The organism is Nostoc sp. C117 (genome assembly GCF_043099735.1).
Taxonomy (GTDB): domain Bacteria; phylum Cyanobacteriota; class Cyanobacteriia; order Cyanobacteriales; family Nostocaceae; genus Nostoc.
On record NZ_CP170991.1, the window covers coordinates 113,073 to 136,542 of the forward strand.

Here is a 23,470-nt window from a genome sequence, read left to right on the forward strand (position 1 = left end):
ATAAACTTGGGCAGGAATTTGGTGATTTCCATGTCTACTTATGCTTTTGTCAAAAAAACACAGGAAGACTTGCCCAACTTAAAGATGTATGGGCGTAACCTGTTTTGGACATCGGTACATATACCCCTGCAAGCCATTAAAATAATTCTTAATTTCTAAGATACAAGATTGGGTTCAGCCACAACGAAACCCAACACCAAAAATTCCTAGTTTTGTTGGTTTACCTACCGGAACGCCAAGGCATAGCAAAGCCTCAACTCAACCTACAAAGATTTTTATTTTTTGAGAGTAATAAAACAGCACCAATTAGGGGTATGTTCTAAATCTTAGAGACCCTGATTTTTGGCATGAAGTTTGGTGAAGTTGTATTAGTTGTAGTTAGCAAACATTAGAAATCGGGAAACCTGGAAGTAAAGCTTTACCCGATAAATAAAAAATAATGGATAAACAGCAACTAATAAAACTGTTAATTGGTGATTTTACTTGGCAACGACTGGTTAAATCTTTAATCTTTATCTATGTATTTTTTTCTGGATTTGTATATTTTCGTGCAGACAGCATGATTTTTTTATCTCAATCTTCTAGCTATCAAGATTATCCAGAAATTCTCAAGTTAGAAAGTGGGGAAGATACCAAGATTTCAGCTATATACTTATTGAATAATCAAGCTAAATATACCATTCTTTATTCTCATGGTAATTCCGAAGATTTAGGAGATATCAAACAGATACTAGAGAAATTACACCTATGGGGTTTTAGTGTCTTTGCTTATGATTATCGGGGTTACGGTACTAGTGAAGGAGAGGCAACAGAAAGGAACGCATATGAAGACATCAATAGTGCTTATAATTATTTAACCCAAAATTTAAAAACACCACCTGAAAAAATTATAGTTTTGGGGCGTTCGGTTGGTGGTGGTTCTGCGGTAAATTTAGCAATGCGAAAACCAGTAGCTGGTTTAATTATTGAAAGTTCCTTTATTTCAGCTTTTCAAGTAATAGTACCTTTTAGGATTTTACCTTTTGATAAATTTCCTAACCTGGATAATATCAAAAAAGTTAAATGTCCGATATTAGTGATTCATGGAAAAGCTGATGATATTATTCCTTTTGCTCATGGTGAAAAGTTATTTAATGCCGCAATATCTCCAAAACTTTATTTGTGGGTTGAAAAAGCAAACCATAATGATTTATTCTCGGTAGCTGAGGAAAAATATCGTTTAACTTTGCAGGAGTTTACTAACCTGATAAAGGCAAATCAGCAATTATCTCCTCCCAGTAAATTCTAATTGCGATATCAGTTCGATTTGATTAGTGAAAAAATCTAAGTAAGCCGTACCTAGCAAAAGCATTTGAAGAGGTGCGTTACGCTTCCCTAACAGACCATACATGTATTTCAAAAATCAAATAAATAGGAGTTCTATTTGTCATTTAAGGAAATAGTTTTTACTTTATTAGATTGGCATGGACGTTTATTTCAGGCATTCATAGATTCCTGAAAAACCGATATCAGTATATTTAATTTGCAGATTTATGACTCCGAAATGAGTTTGTTTCAGCATTTTCACTAGATTTTTTATCCGTTCAAATTATGCCATGTTCAAAGCTACAACATAAATACTGAGGCAGAGTATTTTTTCATTTGTTATGATTTTCTAGTGAAGGCAAACTACTGAAGTCATTCTTTTACAAAATCGATACCTTACGTAGATGCGTGACTCTGTAGTATCTAATTGTTGAACTTATAGTCAACAGAAAAATGTTTAAAAAAGAATTCATAAGTCAGAATATATTAGGATACTCATAAACATTCCTAATCGATTTTTGGCGAGTAAAATTATGATTTTGTAAGGCTTCTGAATCCCTTTATTCATTTACAAATCATACATACTTGATGCTGAATTCTGACTCCTGAATTTTTTTGTAAACCTAGCAGGGTGCCCGAATAACTACCAAAGCCAACACCTGATAAAACCAGACCACCGAAACAGTTGAGCGATGAATAGTTTGTTTGGTAATTGGGCCAGCACCCTGAGAAAAAATTTCCTATTGCTGGTTATTTCAATGGTGTTGCCCACGTTTGGAATTAGTAATTCTGTCTTGGCAGCAGAGCATATTTATGCATCTTATTCCGCTCTAGAGCTTTCCATTTCAGTGAAAGCTTTAGAAAACTATGCCAAAACAGGTGTAATTGACGATGATTTGGCAGCATATCAACAATATTTACCTCTTGAAAAGCTTCAGGAATTGCAGCAGATTTTACTCAACCGAGTGAAAGTTAGCCCGGTAGTAGTTTCACAGCTTCTCTACACACCAGAAGGAGAATTTTTGCTCCATCGGTTAGCGCAAGTTGTTAGAAGCAAATCTCCTCAGCCAGAACCAGGATTTGAGGCTTTGCGATCGGCGCTAATTTTAGCCTCTGGTGAATCAGGGGGTTTGACACTTTTGAATGTTTTGCGTAAATATCCTAGCAACAGCATTCACCTTGATGTAGCGCAGACTTTGGCAATAGCTACAGAACTGGATAAACTTGTTAATCAAACCCATGAAGCGATCGCAGTTGTTTCCCAAAAGTCCAAAATAGAAGCTGCTAGCATCCAACAACCTAAATTCTCACAATTACCTAATTTAGAGATTCCCGGAAGGTTTAAGTCAGAAAAATATACCCTGAATCTTTTTGACTCAAAGCGCAATCGGCTTTTATTAACTGATATTTATCTTCCTAAACTCCAAACTTACGCACCCATAATTGTGATTTCTCATGGCTTGGGTTTAGACAGCAGCAACTTTCAATATTTAGCCACTCATTTAGCTTCCCACGGATTTGCTGTAGTTGTTCCTAACCATCCTGGTAGCGATACCAAAAAATGGCGTTCCCTATTGAATGAACACGCCAATGAACTAGCACAACCAAGTGAATTTCAAGACCGACCTTTAGATATTACCTATATATTGAATCAATTGGCAAAAGCTAACCAATCGGATTCACGGTTTAAACATCGGTTAAATGTGCAAAATGTTGGCGTATTTGGTCAATCTTTGGGAGGCTACACAGCCTTAGCTTTAGCGGGCGCTAAAATAAACTTTCAGCAGCTAAAACAAGACTGTCAACTAGCAGCACTTGAAAAAACCTGGAATATGTCTTTACTGCTCCAGTGTCGCGCTTTAGAATTAACTGTTAATAACTCTAGCAAGGATTATAACTTGCGCGATCGCAGAGTTAAAGCAGCGATCGCAGTTAATCCAATTACTAGTTCTATTTTCGGCAAAGCAGGTTTAAGTCAAATTAAAACTCCAGTGATGATTGTCAGCAGTAGTGATGATACTGTTGCACCAGCTTTATCCGAGCAAATTCTACCTTTCTCCTGGCTTGCAAATTCAGATAAGTATCTTGTCATGCTTGTAGGTGCTACCCACTTTTCCACCATTGGCAATGGAAACCCTGCAAATCAACAAGTAGCATTACCTGCTGAGATGATTGGTGATACTTACCAAGCGCGTCGTTACATGAATGTTTTGAGTTTACCTTTCTTCCAAACTTATGTTGCAGGAAGATCGCAATACACTCCTTATCTAAACGCCGCTTACACTCAAACTATTTCTACTCAGTCTCTTGGTTTGAGTCTCGTTAAGTCATTGAGTACAACTGAATTAGCACAAGCACTAGATCTTAAAGGAGGTAAACCCTTAAAAAAAAAGTCCCTAACACCATAGTCAGCTTCGGATTTTGGATGTTGGATATTGGTGTTTCATTGCTGAATGTGATGATTTTTATTTAACAAAATAGCAATGGGGTAAGGGCGATCGCTTTTTGACCTTTTTGGAACTAGACCAACAACTACAGCAAGAAAGACAACGAGCCGAGAAAGCTGAAGTCCAGTTAGAAGGTCTCCGTGCTTTACTACAAGAACGGGGAATTAATCCAGAACAATTGTGACCTATTCAGCTATTAAAGGTTCGTCATTGGCAATTTTACAAATCACCATAATGTGTGATTTGTGTTTGTCGGTATTATAGTGAACAAGTTGCAATCCAGCTTGTTCTATCTCTTGCATAAGTTTAGGTATTTCGGACTTGTGATGTCGCCAAATAGTAATCTCTTCACCTTCTGAGATTTGAATATTCTTATCTATGCCCATAGAGTTGAAATTTATAGTGTAATTATGATGGAGTTTCATGTTAGCAACTATGCTATCTGTCGCTAAATCATATTTTCTCAGAAGCTCACAATCTTCAGATCTAATTCCGAACTTCTTTTGAATCCATCCATATACTTCTTCTACATGATACTTGCAACCACCTCTCACTCTTCCATCCCATTGAGAGTTAGAACCAGTTTCATTAGTGAATACTAGAAAATCTTTTTTCCCCATACTATCTCTAAAGTTTTTGAGTACTTTAGCTCTATTTTGATGATTGCCAATAGTAACGCCTAAGTGAAAAATTATTTTGGCTCTGTTGTCATTTCCAAGGGTAGCTTGATTTTCTAACAAAATTTTAGGTATACAACTATTTTCTATGTCAATTGTGGAACTTTTAAACTCGATTTTTGGAAACCAATTACTAAAATTTTTTCTGGATAAGTTAAGTAATTCTTCACTAATATCTAAAGCAATATATTTATTAATTCTACCCAATTTATTAAGTCTACGGATAAATTTTTTAATAGGATATGAATTGCCAGCTCCTACATCGACAATGTTGACTTTTTCGTCGGTTTGAGTATTAGCATTAATGTATTCAAAATTATTTTTCAAAAGGTCAATCTCTACATTTGATGTTCGATACCATTTAGGAATAATATATTTTAAATAAAAGTCATCCCAACTTTTTGCGCCTCTACCTTTATAAGAATACTTGAGAGGTATTTCTCGTTTGACTTCTAACCCATGAATTATTGCTAAAACTTCTTCTGTAGAAAAAAGAGAGTAGAACTCAGAACTTGGCTTTGCTGTGCGAGCGATAGAACCAGGGATATTGGACGGAAGTTGTGAATTTATCTGAAGTTTTTTCGCCATTATTTCTGTTCTTTAGTTTTTTAAGTATTTAGATGGATTAGCTAAAATGTTTCCCAAAAATGTATCTTCTCATAGAGATGTACTCAAATTGAGAATTTTTACCACAAATACAAAAGTTTCGCTTTAATATTATTTCTTTACGAATTTGAGTCAAACAAAAGTACAAAAGTTTGCTCAACTACCCAGCATTTGGCAAATAAAACAAATCCTTTGATTTAAGAAAATTAGTTTTTTCCGTCTTTTAATTCGCGTCGTGCAGCTGCTAAAATTAGTCGTTGTTCAGAACGGGCGATCGCCTGATATGTTCGCTCGACTGCTTCGGGTTCTACGGAAATAGAAGTTATGCCCCATTGTACTAAGCGATCGATGATTTCTGGATACAGGGCTGGTGCTTGACCGCAGATTGAACAAGGTATACCATCAGTTTTCGCCATTTGGATGAGTTGAGCGATCGCACTCATAACTGCTGGATGACGTTCATTAAATACTTTTGCTAGCTGTCCTTGTTCGCGATCGACTCCTAGCAGCAATTGGGTTAAGTCATTTGTACCAATGGAAATTCCGCCTACACCTGCTTTGACGTATTCTGGCAATAAAAACAGTACGCTTGGCACTTCTGCCATTATCCACAGTTGAAATTGTGATACTTGGGTTAAAAGAGCTTGCTCAACTTTGCGACGGCAAAAGACAAATTCTTCTACAGTCCGAACAAAAGGTAACAGAAGGTTGACATTAGTGTACCCCGCTTGCTGTACACTCGCTAAAGCTTTAAGTTCTAACTCAAACACTGCGGGATTTCTCAGATAACTGAAAGTGCCGTGTTCACCCAACATTGATTGTGATGATGATTGTAAGCTATCACTCAATGATGGTAAATCGTGCGATCGCCAATCCAAAGAACGGTAAAAAACTGGTCTTGGCGCAAAGGCGCGGGTAAACTGGATAATCTCCTCAGACCAACGCTCTAATAATTCTGCCTGACGTCCACCTAAAATCCAACTATTAGGATGTTGCCCATCTAATATATTTAGTACCATCAATTCTGAACGCAACAATCCTACTCCGTCCACAGGCAAGCTTTTTACTTGCTCTATCAAGCTAGACTGACTCAAGTTAACCAGCAGTTCGGTAGCAATCATAGGTAGATGAGAAGTAAGGGAAGGAGACGAGGGAGATGAGAAAGATGAGGAGGTATTTAGTTCTCTCTCTCCCTTGTCTCCCCCATCTCCCTTGTCTCCCTCTTCTGTGACTTCTCCTTTTATCCGATAAACTTCTCCTCTATCGCCATCAAGTAGCAGTCGTTCACCAGTTTTGATTAAGGTTGTAGCAGATGTTGCGTTTACTACTGCTGCGATCCCTAATTCTCTGGCAAGAATTGCAGCATGGCTAGTTAATCCTCCTTGTTCCGTGATAATACCAGCAACTTGTTGCAAAAATGGTAACCAATCAGGTGTGATTGTTGGTACTACTAAAATTACTCCTTTAGGGAGTTGTTGGGGTTTCTGCTGGGAATTAATCATTACTAGGGCATTTGCCACAGTACGTCCTCCGGCCGCGCCTAGTCCCCTGATGAAGTGTACGTGGGGAATTACAGATTGGGGAGTACTAACTTGTGTTAAGTAGAGCTTACCAAATGTAGTCTTTTCAGTGATAGTCCATTTAATGGTGAATATTTTACCTAGTTCACTGACTAATTGAGTTCCCAAATCAATTATTTGTTGTAAATATTCTTCTTGTAAAGCGTACTGTTTTTGTTGGACTTCTTGAAGTATGTAGGTAACCAAACAATTGTTCTCTGCTGTTAGCACTGTGTCTGGCAGAGGCTCCAAAGAATTTTCCGGTACTGCATTATCAACGTGATAAGCTAGCATTTTATTTCCTAATTGTTGCTCTAAGATAACTCCTGTTTCGTTTTGAACGTAGTAGACATCTGGCAATACTTCGCCTTGAGCGATCGCAATTCCTAATCCCCAAGTAGCTTGAATTTCCCACCCAGAGGAGTTGGCTCTGAGCAACCCACTGGCGATCGCATTTTCAACAGGTTGTACTAAAACTGCCAGATTAATTTGTTGCAGGTTAATTCCTATATTCTGCCAATACAATAGACTCCGAGCGCGAAATATCTGGCTCCAAGTACGCTTTAATGCCAAAGCGATCGCTTCCTGTTCGCAATGGCAAAATACCGATTCCATTAACCCAGATATATTTTCCATAGCTGGTGTCGTATTTAATACTGATAGGCTAGGTCGAAGAATCAAACAGGTAGTTTGCCATTGCGTAGCGGCTGTGAAAATTGTACTCACCCATTGCTGGGGGACAGTCGCAGTCAGAATTTCTTGGCGCAAGCGGGCAGCTACTTGCTGAAGTTGACGCCAATTAGTTACATCTAGGTGTAAGGAAGAATGGGGTAAGTCAGCAACTAATGACTCTGAACTGTTGAGATTTTCCAGAAATTCTCGTAAAATATCCGCTGAAACGACAAAACCAGGCACCACCGGATAGCCACGTTGGATAATCCTGCTTAAGTAAAACGCTTTATTACCTACTTTGGCGCGGTCTTGTAGTTTAATTTGGTCTAGCCAGTAGAGTTTGTCCACTCAATTTGTTAATTGTCAGTTATGTTATTTGTAGCCATAGTCTTTAGGAGGTAGGAGGTTCTAGAAAATATTCTTGCTGGAGCCAAAAGGGTCTGAGTGCAAGAGGATCTCCTAGAGAAGCCCCTAAATTTATTTAGGAAAAACAAAAAAATATGTATTACAAGATCTGTGGTGAACAGCGGACCCAAGTTGGTTTTATTTTGTAAGCAACTGGTATTAGCCTAGCGGTAGCAAGGTAGAAGCATGACCGGAAGGGCACAAGAAGTAATTGTCCTGATTACATCCCATAAATAAATTTAAGGTGATTCCTCCTGCCTCCTGAAAATTTTTCTTCATTCCCCTCCCTTCCCTAAAATTAAGAATTTAGTTCTTTGATCGAATTGTACATGGCGGTATCATATTTAAAGCGTATGGGTTAAATCTATAGCAGTAGTAAATCATTCGTGAGAATTTAAGATAGTGGCAACATTCCTGTAGTGTAGTTCTACGTCAGATGCTACCCTACACAAACGCTGAGAGCCAACAAGTGGTCAAAGCCGCCCAACACACTAACGCTCCCATGTTTTGGGCTATGGTGTATACACAAGTCTTCTAACATTGCTCCATAAGCTTTTGATTCCTCCAATCCTGGTAGAAAAAGGGGCAAAAACTTCTCAAAGTCTTCCCATTTATCCGACAATTTAGGATAATCAACAATCATTTTGATTTGGTAGAGAGATGCATATACATTGTAGAAAGGATGCTTTGGGGCAAAGGCTTTAGCTGGAGGATAAATTTTCTTACAAATCATTTATGATTGCTATAGCAATTTAAGGTAAAATTTTATAATTCAGTTAATTTTAGTTGAGAAAAACCTATTTAGAAACTCTCACAATTCATGAATTCAAATGGAAACTTAATCATTGTCAAAAGTTCTCAATTAAAAGCGATCGTTTAAGAATGAAAACATATAAATTTATTGCTGAAAATAATACTGTGTTGTCAAATAAATTTTCAAGAGTTATATAATCAAGTAATGCTTTTAATCTTTGTATAATTTGATTCCGGATTCTTTTTAAAAGCTATATTATAAATTAACATCCTAGATATAATTATCAATACGAGAATAAGCCTTGCCAAACGTTTACCACCTTGCAACTAATGATTGGTTGAATATCAGTTTCAGGCTATGTATTGCATTGCTGATTGGAGGAATTATCGGCTTAGAACGGGAAATTAGGCACAAACCAGCCGGTTTAAGAACTCATATGTTGGTGAGTTTGGGTTCAGCAGTGTTTACTATGATACCTATGCAAACAAGTGTAATCCAGACGAGTCCGGATGCACTTAGCCGCGTGATTCAGGGGATTGCAACCGGAGTAGGATTTCTTGGTGCCGGAGAAATTGTGCGCCAATCTTCCCAACAATCACAGCAACTTGAAATTCACGGACTCACATCAGCAGCAGCTATTTGGATTTCTGCTGGTTTAGGAATTGCTGCTGGTTGTGGTTTGTGGCAATTAGGATTAATTGGTGCTATCCTCAGTTTCTTGGTTCTTAAGGTATTTAAAAGATTAGAAAAACCTCATTAGTGAGTCATTTTTTTAGTAAATACAGCAGTTTGTAAGTAAGTGAGTTAGAAAATGCAAGACTCAAAATCAGAATAAAGAGTTTCTAACTCCTGCCTCCTGACTCCTTAAATACAACTTATAACGCCCGTAGTTGCCGATTTCGCACGCGTTCGGGACTACCAGTAGGAATTGCCGCAATTAATTTTTGTGTATATTCTTTTTTGGGTTCGTGGTAGATGCTTTCGGCTGTGCCTTCTTCAACAATTTGACCGCGATTCATCACTAAAATGCGATCGCTCATAAATTTTACTACACTTAAATCATGAGAAATAAAGATATAAGTTAGCTGAAAGTCTGACTGTAATTCTTTGAGCAGATTTAACACCTGCGCTTGTACAGAAACATCCAGTGCTGAGACTGATTCATCGCAGATGATAAATTTAGGATTTAATGCCAAAGAACGGGCTATACAAATCCGCTGGCGTTGACCGCCAGAAAACTGATGAGGATAGCGGTTAACTGCATCTGCACTCAATCCCACCCGTTCTAAGAGTTCGACTACGCGCTGGCGTCGTTGTTGCTTGCTTTTGCCAACGGCGTGAATTACCAAAGGTTCCATCACCGCTTCCCCAACCTTCATCCGTGGATCGAGTGAACTGAAAGGATTTTGGAAAACTATTTGCATTTCCCGCCGCAGTTTTTGCAATGCTTCTCCTTTGAGGTTAGTAATATCTTGTTTTTCAAAGATAATCTGACCACTCATAGGTTCAATTAATCGCAGCAAGGTTCTGCCAAGGGTAGTTTTTCCACAACCAGATTCTCCCACCAAACCTAGTGTTTCTCCTGGCTTGACATCAAAAGAAACGCCATTAACTGCCATTGTGTAGCGTTTTGTACCACCAAATACTCCCCGCACTGGAAAACCAACTTTTAAGTTGCGGATTTGTAGCAAGGGTTCCTTATCATTGAAATTTGCCAATCTTGCAGTAATCTCTTCAGTGGTAACTTCTATGGGTTGTATGGGTTCTTTTGCTTGAATTATTACTTGTCCCGTTGGTGTCTCTTCTGCACTCATGTAGTCGGAAACGGTCAGTAATTTTTGGGGACGACGGTCAAGTGTGGGGCGACAGGCTATCAAGCCTTTAGTATATGGATGCTGAGGACTAGTGAAAATTTGTTCAGAAGCACCAAATTCGACAACTTTACCTTTATACATCACCGCTACTTGGTCAGCAATTTCGGAAATTAACCCCAAGTCGTGGGTGATAAAAATCATTGCCATATCACGGCTTTGCTGCAATTCTCGGATTAACTCCAAAATAGTCGCTTGTACCGTCACATCCAAGGCTGTGGTTGGTTCATCAGCAATTAAGATTAATGGGTTGCAAGAAATTGCCATTGCAATCATTACCCGTTGCAACTGACCCCCAGAAAGTTCATGAGGGTAGCGTTCCAGCATAGCTTCTTTGTGTTCTTTAACCAACTGTGCTAACTTTGGCGCATCTGGTTTCGATAAATTGGCGTTGGTTTGATGCCAAGTTTCGGTATACTGCTGCTGGATATCTTCATCGCTAGGTAAAAGTTTGACTTCTTGCAAACCTGCGATCGCAATTTGTCGTGCTTGGGCTGGTGAGACATTTTGATGTCGCATAATCGCTTCTGTTAGCTGAAACCCGATGTTATAAACCGGATTAAGCGAACTCATCGGTTCTTGAAAAATCATCGCAATGTCGCCACCCCGATGTAACTGCATTTCCTCAGGAGGCAATTTTACCAAATCAATAGGGTTGGCATTATCCTGGGGACGAAACAAGATTTCACCGTCAGTAACTATACCAGGACTCTGCAATAAATCCATCACAGCTAAGGCCGTCACTGATTTGCCACTTCCCGACTCTCCTACTATTCCTAGAGTCTCACCTCGATGCAATTCAAAGGAAATACCATCCAAAGCTCTGGCACTATTGCCATCACTGGGAAATTCAACTTGGAGATTGCGAACCTCTAGGACAGTTTCTCTCATAGGAGTTGGGTAGGAATATTAACTGAAAATCCAGAAACATTTGCCGCTACAGCGCCTAACAATATATCATATTTTTGCTTAAACTGGCTAAATGTAAGAAGCTGAGGCTTTGAATTTAGAGATGAAAATAGAGTTAGTAAAGGTAGGATTTACTTGATTAGGAGGTTCTATGATGGCTTTACAAGAAATTTTATTGATTCTATTGAAAGTTTGCCCACAGAAGATCTAGAGTATTTATTTGAGTTTCTTCGCCAGCAAAAAATTGAGAATCAACGGGTTGAAATTTTGGCTAATGCTCAGTAAGTTATGCAGACTTTTAAGGATGGAACAGTTCATAGAAGAAGCGTTAATGATTCGATCTCTGATTTACTAGGAGATGATCGTGGAAGTTCTGTGGAGAAGTACATTGAAGCGGTCTTTTAGGAAGATTACAAAGAAAAACCCCTCAATTAAAGAATCAAATTGTTAAAGTATTAAGGCTTTTGGCAGACGTTGCATTTACACCGTCTTTGCAGTCTCATAAGTTAACAGGATATTTAGCAGGTTTGTGGTCTTGTTCTGTTACTTATGATTGGAGAATTATCTTTAATTGATCTGATACCAATTTAACGTCAAGTTGCACATATCTTGATCCCCCTAAATCCCCGTTCAAAAGGGGGACTTGAATAGATGTTTTTCTGGTTCCCCCCTTCTTAAGGGGGCTAGGGGGGATCGAATTATATGCAGCTTCATAAAAAATTGATCTGAGTATTATAAATTATTAGAAATGCTGATTTTATTGATTGATATTAGCAGCTATGATGAAGTTTATTAAATTCTAAAATAGAGGCTGAAGCTTGGATTTAGAGATAAAAATTCCTATAGTTAACTGCTATATAGCTAAACTCAGCGATGTCTCATGACAAGATACAAAGCATCAACGCAGACAAAAAAATAGCACATCCTCAAGGATGGCTATATCAATTGCCTAATTGTAATGTTAGTTAGCAAACTGAATACATACTCAACTACCAACTTTAAAACGGAATATCGTCTGGATCTGGTTCTTGCTCTTTCACTGGTGGATAATTGGTTCGCTCATAATTTGCAGGTTGGGGTATGGGTTCGTAACTTGGCGCTGGAGGAGTAACGCCCACAGGATTTTTCGCCGGGGTAGGTGCTAGGCGTTGTGACTCATAAGTGGGAATATTGGTTTCTGGTGGACGAGATGCTGATGGTTGTCGCGGGGAAGTTTCAGTGAATGATGGAGTTGCGGTTGCTGAAGGCAATGGATCGGTATTAAAACTACCTCCAACAGATTGAATTTGTTGTACTGTTAATTCAGCACGTTTTTCTTTAAAACCTTCTTGACGCTCAACAGTAATCATACCTAAACGTCCTACCAAGATGACGCGATCGCCTTGATGATAGTTTTGCTGAATTTCTGTAGCTAAATTGCCCCAGCCGACAACTTTCAGGGTAGCTGGCACATCTTCTGGTTTCTGGGAATTGGGAAACTGTACTAGCATTTCCGTGACTCCCAGATTATCTGCTGTGTAGCGCAGTTGCGGCTCATTAATAATTTCCGCCATCAAAACGCAGCTGTTCATTAAAATTACTCCTGACTGCAAAAAGTACTGAATTCAAAAAGAGGGTTTTTTTAGTGCCAATTAATATCTAGATAAGCTGATATGCGTCTAAATTATATAAACACTCTTTATAATCGTTTTTAGTTATTTCTAGCATAAAAGCCAAGCGATCGCTTTGAACAGTATAAGTATGCCGTTCGCTACTTTCGCCTGACTACGATGAGCATTGAATTCTGCATTTGAGTAGTATGATTGTACCACCCATTGAGGAAATAGCAAAAATTATTGGCAAAAATTAAGTTTTGACGTGAACTGGAAAAACACCCAACGCAATTAACCTTGCTGGGAGGTCGCGCAAAATGGGTAAGCGCAAAAATGCAGGTGGTATAAATGTCCGATTTGAGGTGAGAACGGGGGCAAATACCCGCTTCTGGACAAAAGTTTGAAATGCCTGAACAATGCGTGTCGGTAACTCCCGTTGATGCTGTACTTTTGCTAGGTCGCTAAGTTGTACTTGTCGGTTCTTAAGCGGTTTGCTGAGTACATTCGCCGCGACGACGGCATCTTGAATGGCGTAATTAATGCCAACTCCACCCACTGGAGACATGACATGGGCTGCATCACCAATGAGTAATAATCCTGGAAGATACCAGCGTTTGACGCGGCTGGACTCCACTGAAAGAAACGCTACTTGCGACCAATCATGTAAATTGGCGATGCCTTGCTGGAATTCTGGCACCACTTCAACAATAGATTTTTTTAATTCCTCCAAACCCGCAGCTCGTAGTTGTTGATAGCGTCCTTTGGGAATAACATAAGCAACTTGCCACTCATCGCCACGGTCAAGCATAGCGATGATGTGACCTTGACCAAAGCGCCCCATTCCCCCCTCAGGGTCTTCTGACTGACGTGGTAGGCGGAACCAAAGGATATCCATTGGCGGTGAAGTTTCGATTGACTCAAATTCACCCAGGTGTCGCAAACGTGAATGACGACCGTCTGCACCAACTGTCAGTATTGCCCGGATTTCATGCCAGCCACCGCCTCCCCGATAGCGGACACCTTGAATCACACCATTTTCCGTAATTAGTTCCTGAACATTTGCACCCATCAGCAGATGAAAACTAGGATATTTTTGGGCTTCTTGGGTGATAAACTCCAGGAATTTCACTTGGGGAAGCATTGTAATGTAAGGGTAGTGGGTTTTCAGATGACTAAAATCTGCAAATGTGACAGTATCTTCAGGAGTTTGAATACTAATTTGCCGCATTTTGGTATGGGGGAGTTCTAGCAAAGCTGCACTTAGTCCCAATTCTTCCATAATTTCCATTACCGATGGATGAATTGTATCACCGCGAAAATCGCGATCGAAGTCTTTATGTGCTTCTAATAGCATCACAGAAATCCCTTGACGCGCTAACAACAGCGCCAATACCGCTCCGGCTGGTCCTCCACCGACAATGCAACAATCTGTGGTTTGTATGTCTACAATGTCATGGACAGGGTTAATGCTTGGATCTTGGGAAATATTTTTAGGTACATCGGTAGTCATAACAACACCTCATTAATCGCCCTAAAATTTAGGGTAGTTTGCTTTTAATAGTGCAAACCGTTTTTTTAACTTTTCGTATTTACATATAAGGTGTATTATTATGGGCGCTAAACTGTCATTAGTCCAAATTCAATGCCCAATGCTCCACGCCCAATCCCCAATGACAATAATTAACAGTTGTGTCCCAAGTTATTTTAGAAAACGTTTATAAAAGTTTTTCCTCGCGTAAAGGGGAAAGTGTTACCTCACCAACTCAATCTCCTCTGACGCTTGGGGAGAAAACTGATGCAGCGCCAGATCGTCCCGGAAGTCTCAACGTCTTGCGGCGGATTAATCTGACGATCGCAGATGGGGAATTTATGGTTTTGGTAGGTCCTTCTGGTTGTGGTAAAAGCACCCTACTACGGTTAATCGCCGGGTTAGAAGTGATGACTGGAGGCAATATTTGGGTAGGCGATCGCTTAATCAATGACTTACCACCCAAAGAACGCGATATCGCAATGGTGTTCCAAAATTACGCCCTCTATCCTCATATGACGGTGTATGACAATATTGCTTTTGGGCTGCGCCGTAGAGAAAGCAGGGGAGAAAATACTCCCTATCTTCGGACGTGGGCAGAAAATCTTTTTGTAGGGGCAACAAGAAAGTTACCTAAAGGACTCCGTTATATTTCTGACAAAGAACGGGGTGTAGATGAACAGGTGCGTAGTGTTGCCCAATTGTTGCAAATCGAAACATTACTGAATCGCTTACCAAAACAGCTATCTGGGGGGCAAAGACAACGAGTTGCATTAGGAAGAGCGATCGCCCGTGACCCCCAAGTATTCTTAATGGATGAACCGCTTTCTAACTTAGATGCCAAACTGCGGGCGGAAACCCGCGCCCAAATTGTCAAATTGCAGCGCCAACTGGGGACGACGACAATTTACGTTACCCACGATCAAACAGAAGCGATGACAATGGGCGATCGCATTGCGATTATGTCTGAGGGTAAAATTCAGCAAGTTGCTTCTCCCTTAGAACTTTACAACCGCCCTGCCAATCTTTTTGTCGCAGAGTTCATTGGTTCACCACCGATGAATTTTATCCCTGTAGAATTTCATGCCCCGCAGTTGATTACTCATGCCCAGTTGCGTTTTACCCTTCCAGAAGTTTGGGGAAAAGCTTTACAAAAATATGATGGGAAAACTCTAATTTTAGGCATTCGTCCAGAACACTTAAACTTGAGTATGCCTGCCACCAAAAATTTACCAGTACAAGTAGATTTAGTAGAAAATCTTGGTAACGATTCCTTTCTCGCTGTTAAGATTGCCGAACCGGGAGCTAAACCTGCTACTACAGCCAATTACTTACAAGTACGAATACCACCAGACAGATTTGTACAACCCGGTGAGCAACTTTGGTTATCTCTAACCCCAGAGAAGATTCACTTTTTTGACCCGGAAACTGAGTTAGCAATATTTCCCTAAAATTATCCGCGCCTAATTGGTAGAATACGCACCCTGGATTGGGCTTGGTCAACAGTAACCAATGCGCCTGTCTCTAGTGACGACTCAAACTGATTCAGGGCTGAAATAACTAGATTTTCAATACTATTCGGCAAAACATCCTGAGTACGAACCTGAATGACACTGGGAGTATTAGCACCTGTAGCAGCTAGTAGGGAACCGAAGTCTAAATCGTGAGTAAAGACGATATATCCATTAGTTCTTGCCCACTCCATAATTATTGAATCTTTCTCACAGCGATCGCCAATGCTAGACCAGTGGACAGCAGAGATATTGTACCTTTCAAAAACCGCAACCCAATCAGGAGAAAGGTTCATATCAATCAAAATTTTCATGCACTTCTGAGAGGAACTTCAATCTCTTCAGCCCGCCATGCAGCGTAGGCAAGTGCTTCATAAATGTCGGCTTCTTCGAGGTAGGGATATGCTTTGAGGATGTCACTATTACTGTGTCCAGATGCCATTAAGCCAACGACAGTACCAACGGTGACACGCATTCCGCGAATGCAGGGTTTGCCGCCCATCACTTCAGGATTGCGAGTAATTCTAGTGAGATTTTGCATAATTGTTGCAGAGTAGGAGTAGGGTTATTGGATTGACCATTCTAACTTTCATAAGTGCGATCAAATTTAATTGAGAATCAATCTTCTTGAGAAAGAATTAAATTTAGAATATTCATTTCTTTAGACTGAAATAATTGATTTTCATTAAATAGGTTTTTCCCTAATTTATCCATTGCACCACTATTGAAAACTACGTAAGGAATATTTTGATAATTAGAGTCAATGGGCAAAATATTATATGCTAAAGCAAGTGTAGAAACGTACCGAGCTAAAATATCCCGTAAAGAGACATTATCAATTCTTCTCTCATTTTCAAAATAGTCTTCAAAAGCCTGAAAAGATAAAAATGTCTGTATCGGTAAAGCATAATAACGTTCTGATGAAAGAGAAGTTTGGGTTAATTTTTGTGAGCGTTCTAATTCACTAAAAATTGTTCTAGTCAAGTCTATTAAAGAATAAGCAGCACTAATAATTTGTTTTGGATATTTTCCTGACTTTACTAAAAGTTGCAGTTGTTTAATAAAAGCTTCATTTCGCTCTCGGTCGAGAATTTTTTCTAAGTCAATATAATTAGTTTCTTTAACTAGTTTCTCTGATAAGGGTACAATGAGTAAACTACCTCTAACGTATGTTTTCTCAATTGGTGGCAGACTCAGCAAATTATCAAGGCTAGTCTCGATTTTTGATAACAAATTAAATCCTATTGAAACATAGGATACCTCTTTATTTTCAGAAAGTGATTGTTTATGAGAATAAGGGCTTATTTCAGTTTTTTGAACAGAAAGCAATTCATATAAACTTTTCTCTATATTTTTCAATATATTATCTCCGGGTTGTTTTTTAACCTCTTTCTGAATTTGCCGTAATAAAGTAGCCAATGTACCAATAAATGTCTCCCTTGCTTGGCTAATTGCTTTACCACCAATAGGAATCATGACGTATCGTTTTCTCCCGATTTCCCCTGACCCCATAATCCGGGTCATAATAGATGCTTTCAGGATAATCAGAATATTTAATACATTCAGACAAGCTTCTTTTAATGAGAGAGTCGTAAGTTTTTCTGATTCAGCAGCACTTAAAGTTTTTCCATTATCATCTACTTTTTTTGGGTAGTATATCGCTTTATCAGACAAGTAAAAATTTAAATATTTACTACCCATGTCAAGTTCACCACCTCGCCCACGGTAAATTACTTGGATAATTTCCATCAAATTTTGCTCAATTTGAAAGCTAGGTATCTGCACAAGAATATACTTAGTTTGGGGGAAAGATAAACCGCGTGATGCCGAAGCAGTCATAAAAACTACTTTAACTGTATTTTGGTATTTCTGAATTTCAGCTTCTTCTTTATCTGATAAACTGGCATGTATTTCTAAATATTCTTGATGCAGAGTAAAGCTAGGTCTTACCTGGTAAATTTTAGTAATTAATTGCTTGAGAGTATCTTTATTTTGGATATAGACTATAATCTGTCCATCATTTTCATCTAGCAATTTTAAAATATCTTCTTCAATTTTTTTAGCTACCTTAGTATCTAAAGTAAAAGTTTCATCTGTAATGTTCTCCGAGCTTAGTGACTGGATAAATATGTGATAATTAAATATCAGCTTATCAGCAGGATAAGAATTTGCATTTATCAGACTTGCTGGTTTACTCAAAAATTCAAATTCATTAAAAGATAAACATTGACCAATTGAATCTGAAACTTGTCTAACAAATATTCTATCTCCCTGAATTTGATTTAGAGAAAGATGATTTTCAACTACGTCTTGTATAGTCAGTGATGCGTCAGCAGTAATCACTTTCACATTAAAGCCGTATTCAGGATTTAACAAATCATATTCTTCAACAAAATCTAAAACCCCGTGTAGGAAAGCAACTCCCTCTTGCGAACCTGTAATTTCGTCAATCATAATGAAAATATTTTTCATGCGACTGGCGATTTCTTTCATCTTCTTTGAAATAATCCCAGGAGGCTTTTTGGAAGAATTATAAGCACTACTAAATATTCTGCCAAAATGCTTTAAAGTATTACCGTAGAGAGTTTCCTTTAAAGACTGCATTGAGGCTGTAGCAATAATATTATTAGGTAAATCAGGATTAATGATACAGGTGTGAATTGCTTCACATAAACTTGCTAGGACTCCAACCTCACGGGGTTTTTCTACTTGTACCAAGTTATCTGTACGTCTAACCAAGCGACTAGGAAAGTCAGATGCTTTGTCTTTTAAAGCTTTAGCATCTAGAAATTTTACTTGCCTTATTTGATGTTCGTCAGTCAGGTTATTATTATAGTACTCAACAACGTAACCTCCATTGGCATCATCAAGAATTCTTTTATTGGTATTAATACAAATTAAATTATCCGAAACTAATTTTAAGCTATTTTCCTCTGTAAATTTATCAATAATATCTCGGTTAACCTGAATTCGAGGACTGACGTATATTAGGAGTGAACCCTCATGTAAGTGGTCAATAATTTGCTTTGCAACTGCTGTAGTTTTACCAATTCCAGGATTACCCGTCAAAAATAGCAATGGTATTCTAGAATCTGCAAGCGCTCGATGTATCAACTCTGCATGAGCATTTCTAAATTCTGTTTCTTTTAGGTGTAGCGATCGCTTAATAAATTCAGGTACAATACCGGCCGTATTAAAAAAATCTTGCCCTGCTTCAAATACTTCAGTATTTTGAATATACTTTATTGTATCTTTTTTTGTTTCAACTATATCTTTGACAAACCTGTTGCCATCTTGAAAGTTTCTAGCTGCATTACTTTTAATGACTTCAAGTAACGTGTTGCGGCTGTCATTAATATCTTTGTCACTCTTATTTTTATATATTTCATAACAATTTTTTAAGATTTCCAGACTATTTTCAGCATTGTCTTTTTCTTTAGTCAAAGCAATACCGTTAATCATTCTGTCACTATAGCCAAAGCAATTAAATTTAACTGCATCAGTTCGTGATATTTTACCTGATGACAGCAGAAATTTATAAAAACTCCAAGCATAACTAGAAGCTTGGATAACCTTCACTGCTTCCTTGTCTTTAGTCTTGAAAGCACAGAAGAAGCGAGTCAATTCTTTAGAATATATCTCGTTAAGTTTATTATTATTGTCGCTACTATTTCCAGTATCGATACCGAGTCCACAAAAACTAGACTTGGAACGCACATAATTTAACTCAGTATTTAATGATTCTACCAGACTTTGAATGTTATTTAAGTCAGTTATAGAATGAATAGCTGAAGTTGTAAAAGTAGATAAGTCTACAACTAAAATTCGATACTTACCCATATACCGCAGCAATAAGAGAGTATCTGCTTTCAGAAACTCACCTCCATCCATATAACGACTGATATCTACGTTTTCAAATCCCTGAATTTCTAAAATTTCCTTGTAGCAGTCAGGAGGATATCTTTCTAAAATTTTGATGCCAAAGGCATTTTCATTGTGGAAATCACACTGAAAATAGATAATTTCTATTTTGCTTTTAGTTAGCCAGCCAGATGCTTCTATATATTCTCGCACAAAGCTGTAGCCTGAAGTCCATCCTTTTTGAATAAATAATTTTATCCAGTCACCAATAATTTCTTGATGAGATTTATCTATAAAATTATTAGCTATAGCCTTTTGGATATTATGCAAAGATAACTTACTTAAAGGCTGAAGATAAACATCGCCGTAGGAATTTTTTAACTTGGAATGCTGAAAGTAAGTTAAAATGCCGATATTAAAACTTATTTCAAATACTCGACCTAAATTAATGCCTAAATCATTTCCCATAAAGCGCACTCCTAATTTCGGTCAAAAAGGCTAAGTTATTAAACTTAACGTTCTTCACGGAGTAAGTATAAGTAGATATTTTACCGATACCTTCGTCACCAATTAGCTTACTATAAGGGTTCAGCTTGAGAGCAATACTTCGATTTACTTCGTATCGAGAAAAATGAAATAAAGCAATGTATTGTAAAATCGTCTTTTGTAAAGGCGAATCTTTATCTAATAACCCTTCTATAATATCTTTCGTATCACCTACGTCATAAATATTTAATAAAGTACTGTAACAAACTACACTATTAAATATAGTCCGCTCTTTATCTACAGAACGACCTGTAAAGAGGTTGAGAAACACTCTGGTTTTTTGGCTTTTATCCACAGATAACTTCTCTAATTCTTCAATATCAGGAATATAAAAAGAATCAGCTTTCCCTTCAACCAAGTTGATAGCAGGATAGTTATCCATAAATATTGGATATAGCTTGATATCTGGCTTACCTGCTTTGAGATCCTTAACTACATCCTGAGACATGAAAAATAATGAATCTGGGTCTGATTCCAATTTAGTTATACCCAAACTCCTAGTATAGGGAGCTTTCGCTATGTATAAAAAATGTCGATAACCTTGTTTGTAAAGTTTACTAATTTCATCTCTGACAACCTCTGATTCAGTAGATATTTTAGAATGAGGTTGATTATCTGCAAATGTTTTGATAGGTTCAACCTTGACTGCTGTATTAGATACCTGATTGATAACAATAATTTCGCCATATATATTTGAAATTCTGACAGGTTTATCTTTTTCATCCCAAACTGCATCACTCAACCAGCTAGAAACAACAATAATTGCTAATTTATCCAGTTGAGCCTGATAACCTTCTTGCAACTCGAAAGTTTTAGGAATCAAAGCGTACAACGATGACAAGGCATTTTGTACTTTATACTTATTTATTGTTTTAACGTTAATTCCTTGAGCATCAGCCATACAATCTCGACGAAGAATATGTGCTAATGACTTTGATAAAGAATTGAGAAAAGCTTCATCTTCTGTTGTTTTCTGAATATCTTGAGAATGAAATCTAAAAATTGGAATAAAAAGTTTTTCTCGTATTTGACTATCTAGACTAATTTGCTCTCGACAAATACTAATGCACAAGTAACTTAATAAAGTGAAGACTTGCTGATATATAGTTGCTTCTGGTGATTGAGTATTTTTAAATATTTCTTCTCTTACTTTCTTGGACTTATAATAAATAACTATAATTTTTTCTTTTTCAAAGTGGTTCTTATATATTTCACTAGATATAGGTTTACCATCTTTCTCTCCTATTGGAGAAAATATTACAGGTAACGCTTTAATACCTGTGATATCATACTCCATCGAGAAATTTTGCTTATCGCTATCTGTAAAATAGCGAACATCATCAAAAGTAAAACTGACAGATAATGAACTAAGAGATTGTTCATTTACAGTAGGTGGTAAAACCTCCACATAAGCCAAAGCTTCTTTAGCTCTAGCTTTCAACTGTGATTGGTTTTGCTGATTTAAGTCAAGTTTCAAAAAACTACGATTATTGATAATTTTTGAGACGTTTTTTTGCAAAATTTCTTTATTAATACATAATTGTACTCTTTTAGAAAAAGATGGCAATATTTCTTTTTTCTTAAGAAATGTTTGCAGCATATTTCTTAAAGCTGCTAATTTTCGTTCGACTTGCCAAACATCCTCTTTCAATATTAAACTATTAATTTTGATTAATAAATTTTCGATTTCCTTATCAGAAATACCGACTTTCAATTTATTTAAAATATCGTCCTTAAATTTAGGAGTAGGATCGTAATCTTTATCAGGTATATCGCCTTCTTCATCAACAGCAAAAACGAAATAATAAAGACAAGCAATTTTCAAAACCTTTTCTTTAAAATTCTTGGCTTTTGCAGGATCTTTTAGTTGGTCTTTATGACGAGGACTGGTGGGGTCAAGTTCAGTCATATAGTAATTGACGACTGAATTTTCATGATAAGAATTTACAGAACCATTGAGCTTTAATCTAACACCCAAGTTGAATTCTTGGATACCTCTGTCTTTATCTATACTTTCTCCTATCATTCCTTCATACTCAGGAATAATAGGCAAGATATCAAAGGCATTTGCTTGAGAAAAAGCTGTCCTGAGATTAACAGGCTTATCAAGTAAATAACTTACTTCATAATCGGCATCATCTAAATCTGGATCGTTGATATAATTTATTAATAATCTCAGCCGCTTAATCAATGTTTCTAAACATTCAAAACCCTGTGTATTGGAATTATGTAGATTATTTTTGGCACATTCTATTCTCAAATAATCCAAATAATCTATTTTGATATCTCGTAGTAGTCTCGGCAGAGATTCAGTATCTACTATTTTTTGAAATTCAGTAAGTTCAGATTCTTTTTTCTCTGATATATCGTCTAAAATTTCTGTCAGTTGTTGCCAATCTTGTGAATCGGGTCTAGTTATAGTATCTATGTAGCTTTTAAGACTCTCTAAAAACCTACTCTTGAAATTAGATATGCCTTCAAATTTGACGTTCAAGTGATGAGCTTTTATGACTGACTCTGTACCCCTGCGCCTTTTTTGAGCCAAGCTATTCTCAATAACTAATCTCTGAGACGTAAAACTATAAGAATTGTTAAAAGGATATTTAAATGGTAAGCCAGCTTCAGCGCTAATAAAATCAGATAATGGTGTGCAAAGATTGTCTAAGGAAGATTGAGTTTCGTTTTCTCCACAAGCAGTAACAAGTTGTCTTCTCAATTCATCTCTAATGGCTTGGATTTTAGAATAAAATTCTGTTTCCAACTTAAAATTGACAGTTGCTGCTTTAATACCTATATTCTGCGTTAAAGGACTTTGTGGACGTAGGTTGGTATTGGTAGCAATTTTATAGGCAATATCATAAGCTGAGATTCTGAGTTTATTTCTATCTGGAGAAAATTTAAATAGTGGTTTTTGTTTAATTAATTCTAAAACTGTGTCTAGTAATGGAATGTAATCTAATTTTGCTAAGGGATTTGAGCTTTCCTCAATAGAATGTCTTGATGTTGATGTCATGATGCAACCACTGTTTAGAAATATTTCAATTTTGTGACTTACCCTAAAAGATTGATGCGCTTAAACAGCAGCCAACAGAGTAAGCTAGCAGAATAAATTCTGAGTTTGTAAGACTTATCTTATAACCCAAAAACTTTAATTCAGCCATATCGTTAGTTTTGAAGACTTACGCTTATCTGGTGAATATTATAGTATGAATGTACCAAAAGATTAT

15 protein-coding genes are annotated in these 23,470 nt (G+C 37.5%); 5 read left to right on the forward strand and 10 right to left on the reverse strand.

The window, feature by feature from the left end; all coding sequences use genetic code 11:
* Window positions 1-439 precede the first annotated feature (439 nt).
* The 3 genes from ACFG4S_RS02275 to ACFG4S_RS02285 all read left to right on the forward strand — a co-directional run bounded on the left by ACFG4S_RS02275 (window position 440) and on the right by ACFG4S_RS02285 (window position 3,936).
* Window positions 440-1,288 (forward strand): alpha/beta hydrolase, encoded by an 849-nt coding sequence (locus tag ACFG4S_RS02275; RefSeq protein ID WP_392533275.1) that lies wholly within the window; start codon window positions 440-442, stop codon window positions 1,286-1,288.
* A 709-nt stretch (window positions 1,289-1,997) separates the two neighbouring features.
* On the forward strand, window positions 1,998-3,713 hold the full coding sequence (locus ACFG4S_RS02280) for an alpha/beta hydrolase (protein ID WP_392533276.1): 1,716 nt from the start codon (window positions 1,998-2,000) through the stop codon (window positions 3,711-3,713).
* Between the two features lie 97 nt (window positions 3,714-3,810).
* Window positions 3,811-3,936, forward strand: coding sequence for a hypothetical protein (locus tag ACFG4S_RS02285; RefSeq protein ID WP_392533277.1), 126 nt, complete (start codon window positions 3,811-3,813; stop codon window positions 3,934-3,936).
* Window position 3,937: 1 nt separating this feature from the next.
* Here ACFG4S_RS02285 and ACFG4S_RS02290 read toward each other — a convergent pair whose 3' ends face one another.
* The 3 genes from ACFG4S_RS02290 to ACFG4S_RS02300 all read right to left on the reverse strand — a co-directional run bounded on the left by ACFG4S_RS02290 (window position 3,938) and on the right by ACFG4S_RS02300 (window position 8,404).
* A complete protein-coding gene (locus ACFG4S_RS02290; RefSeq protein WP_392533278.1) occupies window positions 3,938-5,017 on the reverse strand; it encodes an L-histidine N(alpha)-methyltransferase in 1,080 nt (359 codons plus the stop codon).
* Window positions 5,018-5,241: 224 nt separating this feature from the next.
* Window positions 5,242-7,614 (reverse strand): putative PEP-binding protein, encoded by a 2,373-nt coding sequence (locus tag ACFG4S_RS02295; protein ID WP_392533279.1) that lies wholly within the window; start codon window positions 7,612-7,614, stop codon window positions 5,242-5,244.
* 496 nt (window positions 7,615-8,110) lie between these two features.
* On the reverse strand, window positions 8,111-8,404 hold the full coding sequence (locus ACFG4S_RS02300) for a hypothetical protein (RefSeq protein ID WP_392533280.1): 294 nt from the start codon (window positions 8,402-8,404) through the stop codon (window positions 8,111-8,113).
* Window positions 8,405-8,726: 322 nt separating this feature from the next.
* Here ACFG4S_RS02300 and ACFG4S_RS02305 point away from each other — a divergent pair, with 322 nt between their 5' ends.
* Entirely contained in the window at window positions 8,727-9,185 is a 459-nt protein-coding gene (locus ACFG4S_RS02305; RefSeq protein WP_392533281.1) for an MgtC/SapB family protein, read from the forward strand.
* A gap of 115 nt (window positions 9,186-9,300) precedes the next feature.
* On the opposite strand, the gene ACFG4S_RS02310 is transcribed toward ACFG4S_RS02305, so the two are convergent.
* The 3 genes from ACFG4S_RS02310 to ACFG4S_RS02320 all read right to left on the reverse strand — a co-directional run bounded on the left by ACFG4S_RS02310 (window position 9,301) and on the right by ACFG4S_RS02320 (window position 14,307).
* Complete coding sequence (locus ACFG4S_RS02310; protein WP_392533282.1) at window positions 9,301-11,187, reverse strand: ABC transporter ATP-binding protein; 1,887 nt, start codon at window positions 11,185-11,187, stop codon at window positions 9,301-9,303.
* Between the two features lie 1,016 nt (window positions 11,188-12,203).
* A complete protein-coding gene (locus ACFG4S_RS02315) occupies window positions 12,204-12,776 on the reverse strand; it encodes a single-stranded DNA-binding protein (RefSeq protein WP_392533283.1) in 573 nt (190 codons plus the stop codon).
* Window positions 12,777-13,050: 274 nt separating this feature from the next.
* Entirely contained in the window at window positions 13,051-14,307 is a 1,257-nt protein-coding gene (locus tag ACFG4S_RS02320) for an FAD-dependent oxidoreductase (protein ID WP_392533284.1), read from the reverse strand.
* Between the two features lie 179 nt (window positions 14,308-14,486).
* On the opposite strand from ACFG4S_RS02320, the gene ACFG4S_RS02325 reads away from it, so the two are divergent.
* On the forward strand, window positions 14,487-15,776 hold the full coding sequence (locus ACFG4S_RS02325; protein WP_392533285.1) for an ABC transporter ATP-binding protein: 1,290 nt from the start codon (window positions 14,487-14,489) through the stop codon (window positions 15,774-15,776).
* 2 nt (window positions 15,777-15,778) lie between these two features.
* On the opposite strand, the gene ACFG4S_RS02330 is transcribed toward ACFG4S_RS02325, so the two are convergent.
* From ACFG4S_RS02330 to ACFG4S_RS02345, 4 genes are all read right to left on the reverse strand, one after another.
* On the reverse strand, window positions 15,779-16,150 hold the full coding sequence (locus ACFG4S_RS02330) for a DUF5615 family PIN-like protein (protein ID WP_392533286.1): 372 nt from the start codon (window positions 16,148-16,150) through the stop codon (window positions 15,779-15,781).
* Complete coding sequence (locus ACFG4S_RS02335; RefSeq protein WP_292741094.1) at window positions 16,147-16,377, reverse strand: DUF433 domain-containing protein; 231 nt, start codon at window positions 16,375-16,377, stop codon at window positions 16,147-16,149. Before ACFG4S_RS02335 ends, ACFG4S_RS02330 begins: the two co-directional genes overlap by 4 nt.
* A gap of 77 nt (window positions 16,378-16,454) precedes the next feature.
* The gene (locus tag ACFG4S_RS02340; protein WP_392533287.1) at window positions 16,455-20,165 is read right to left on the reverse strand and encodes a helicase-related protein; all 3,711 of its coding nucleotides are present in this window, start codon (window positions 20,163-20,165) and stop codon (window positions 16,455-16,457) included.
* Entirely contained in the window at window positions 20,155-23,256 is a 3,102-nt protein-coding gene (locus ACFG4S_RS02345) for a hypothetical protein (protein ID WP_392533288.1), read from the reverse strand. The genes ACFG4S_RS02340 and ACFG4S_RS02345 overlap by 11 nt, the downstream gene beginning before the upstream one ends.
* Between the last annotated feature and the right edge of the window lie 214 nt (window positions 23,257-23,470).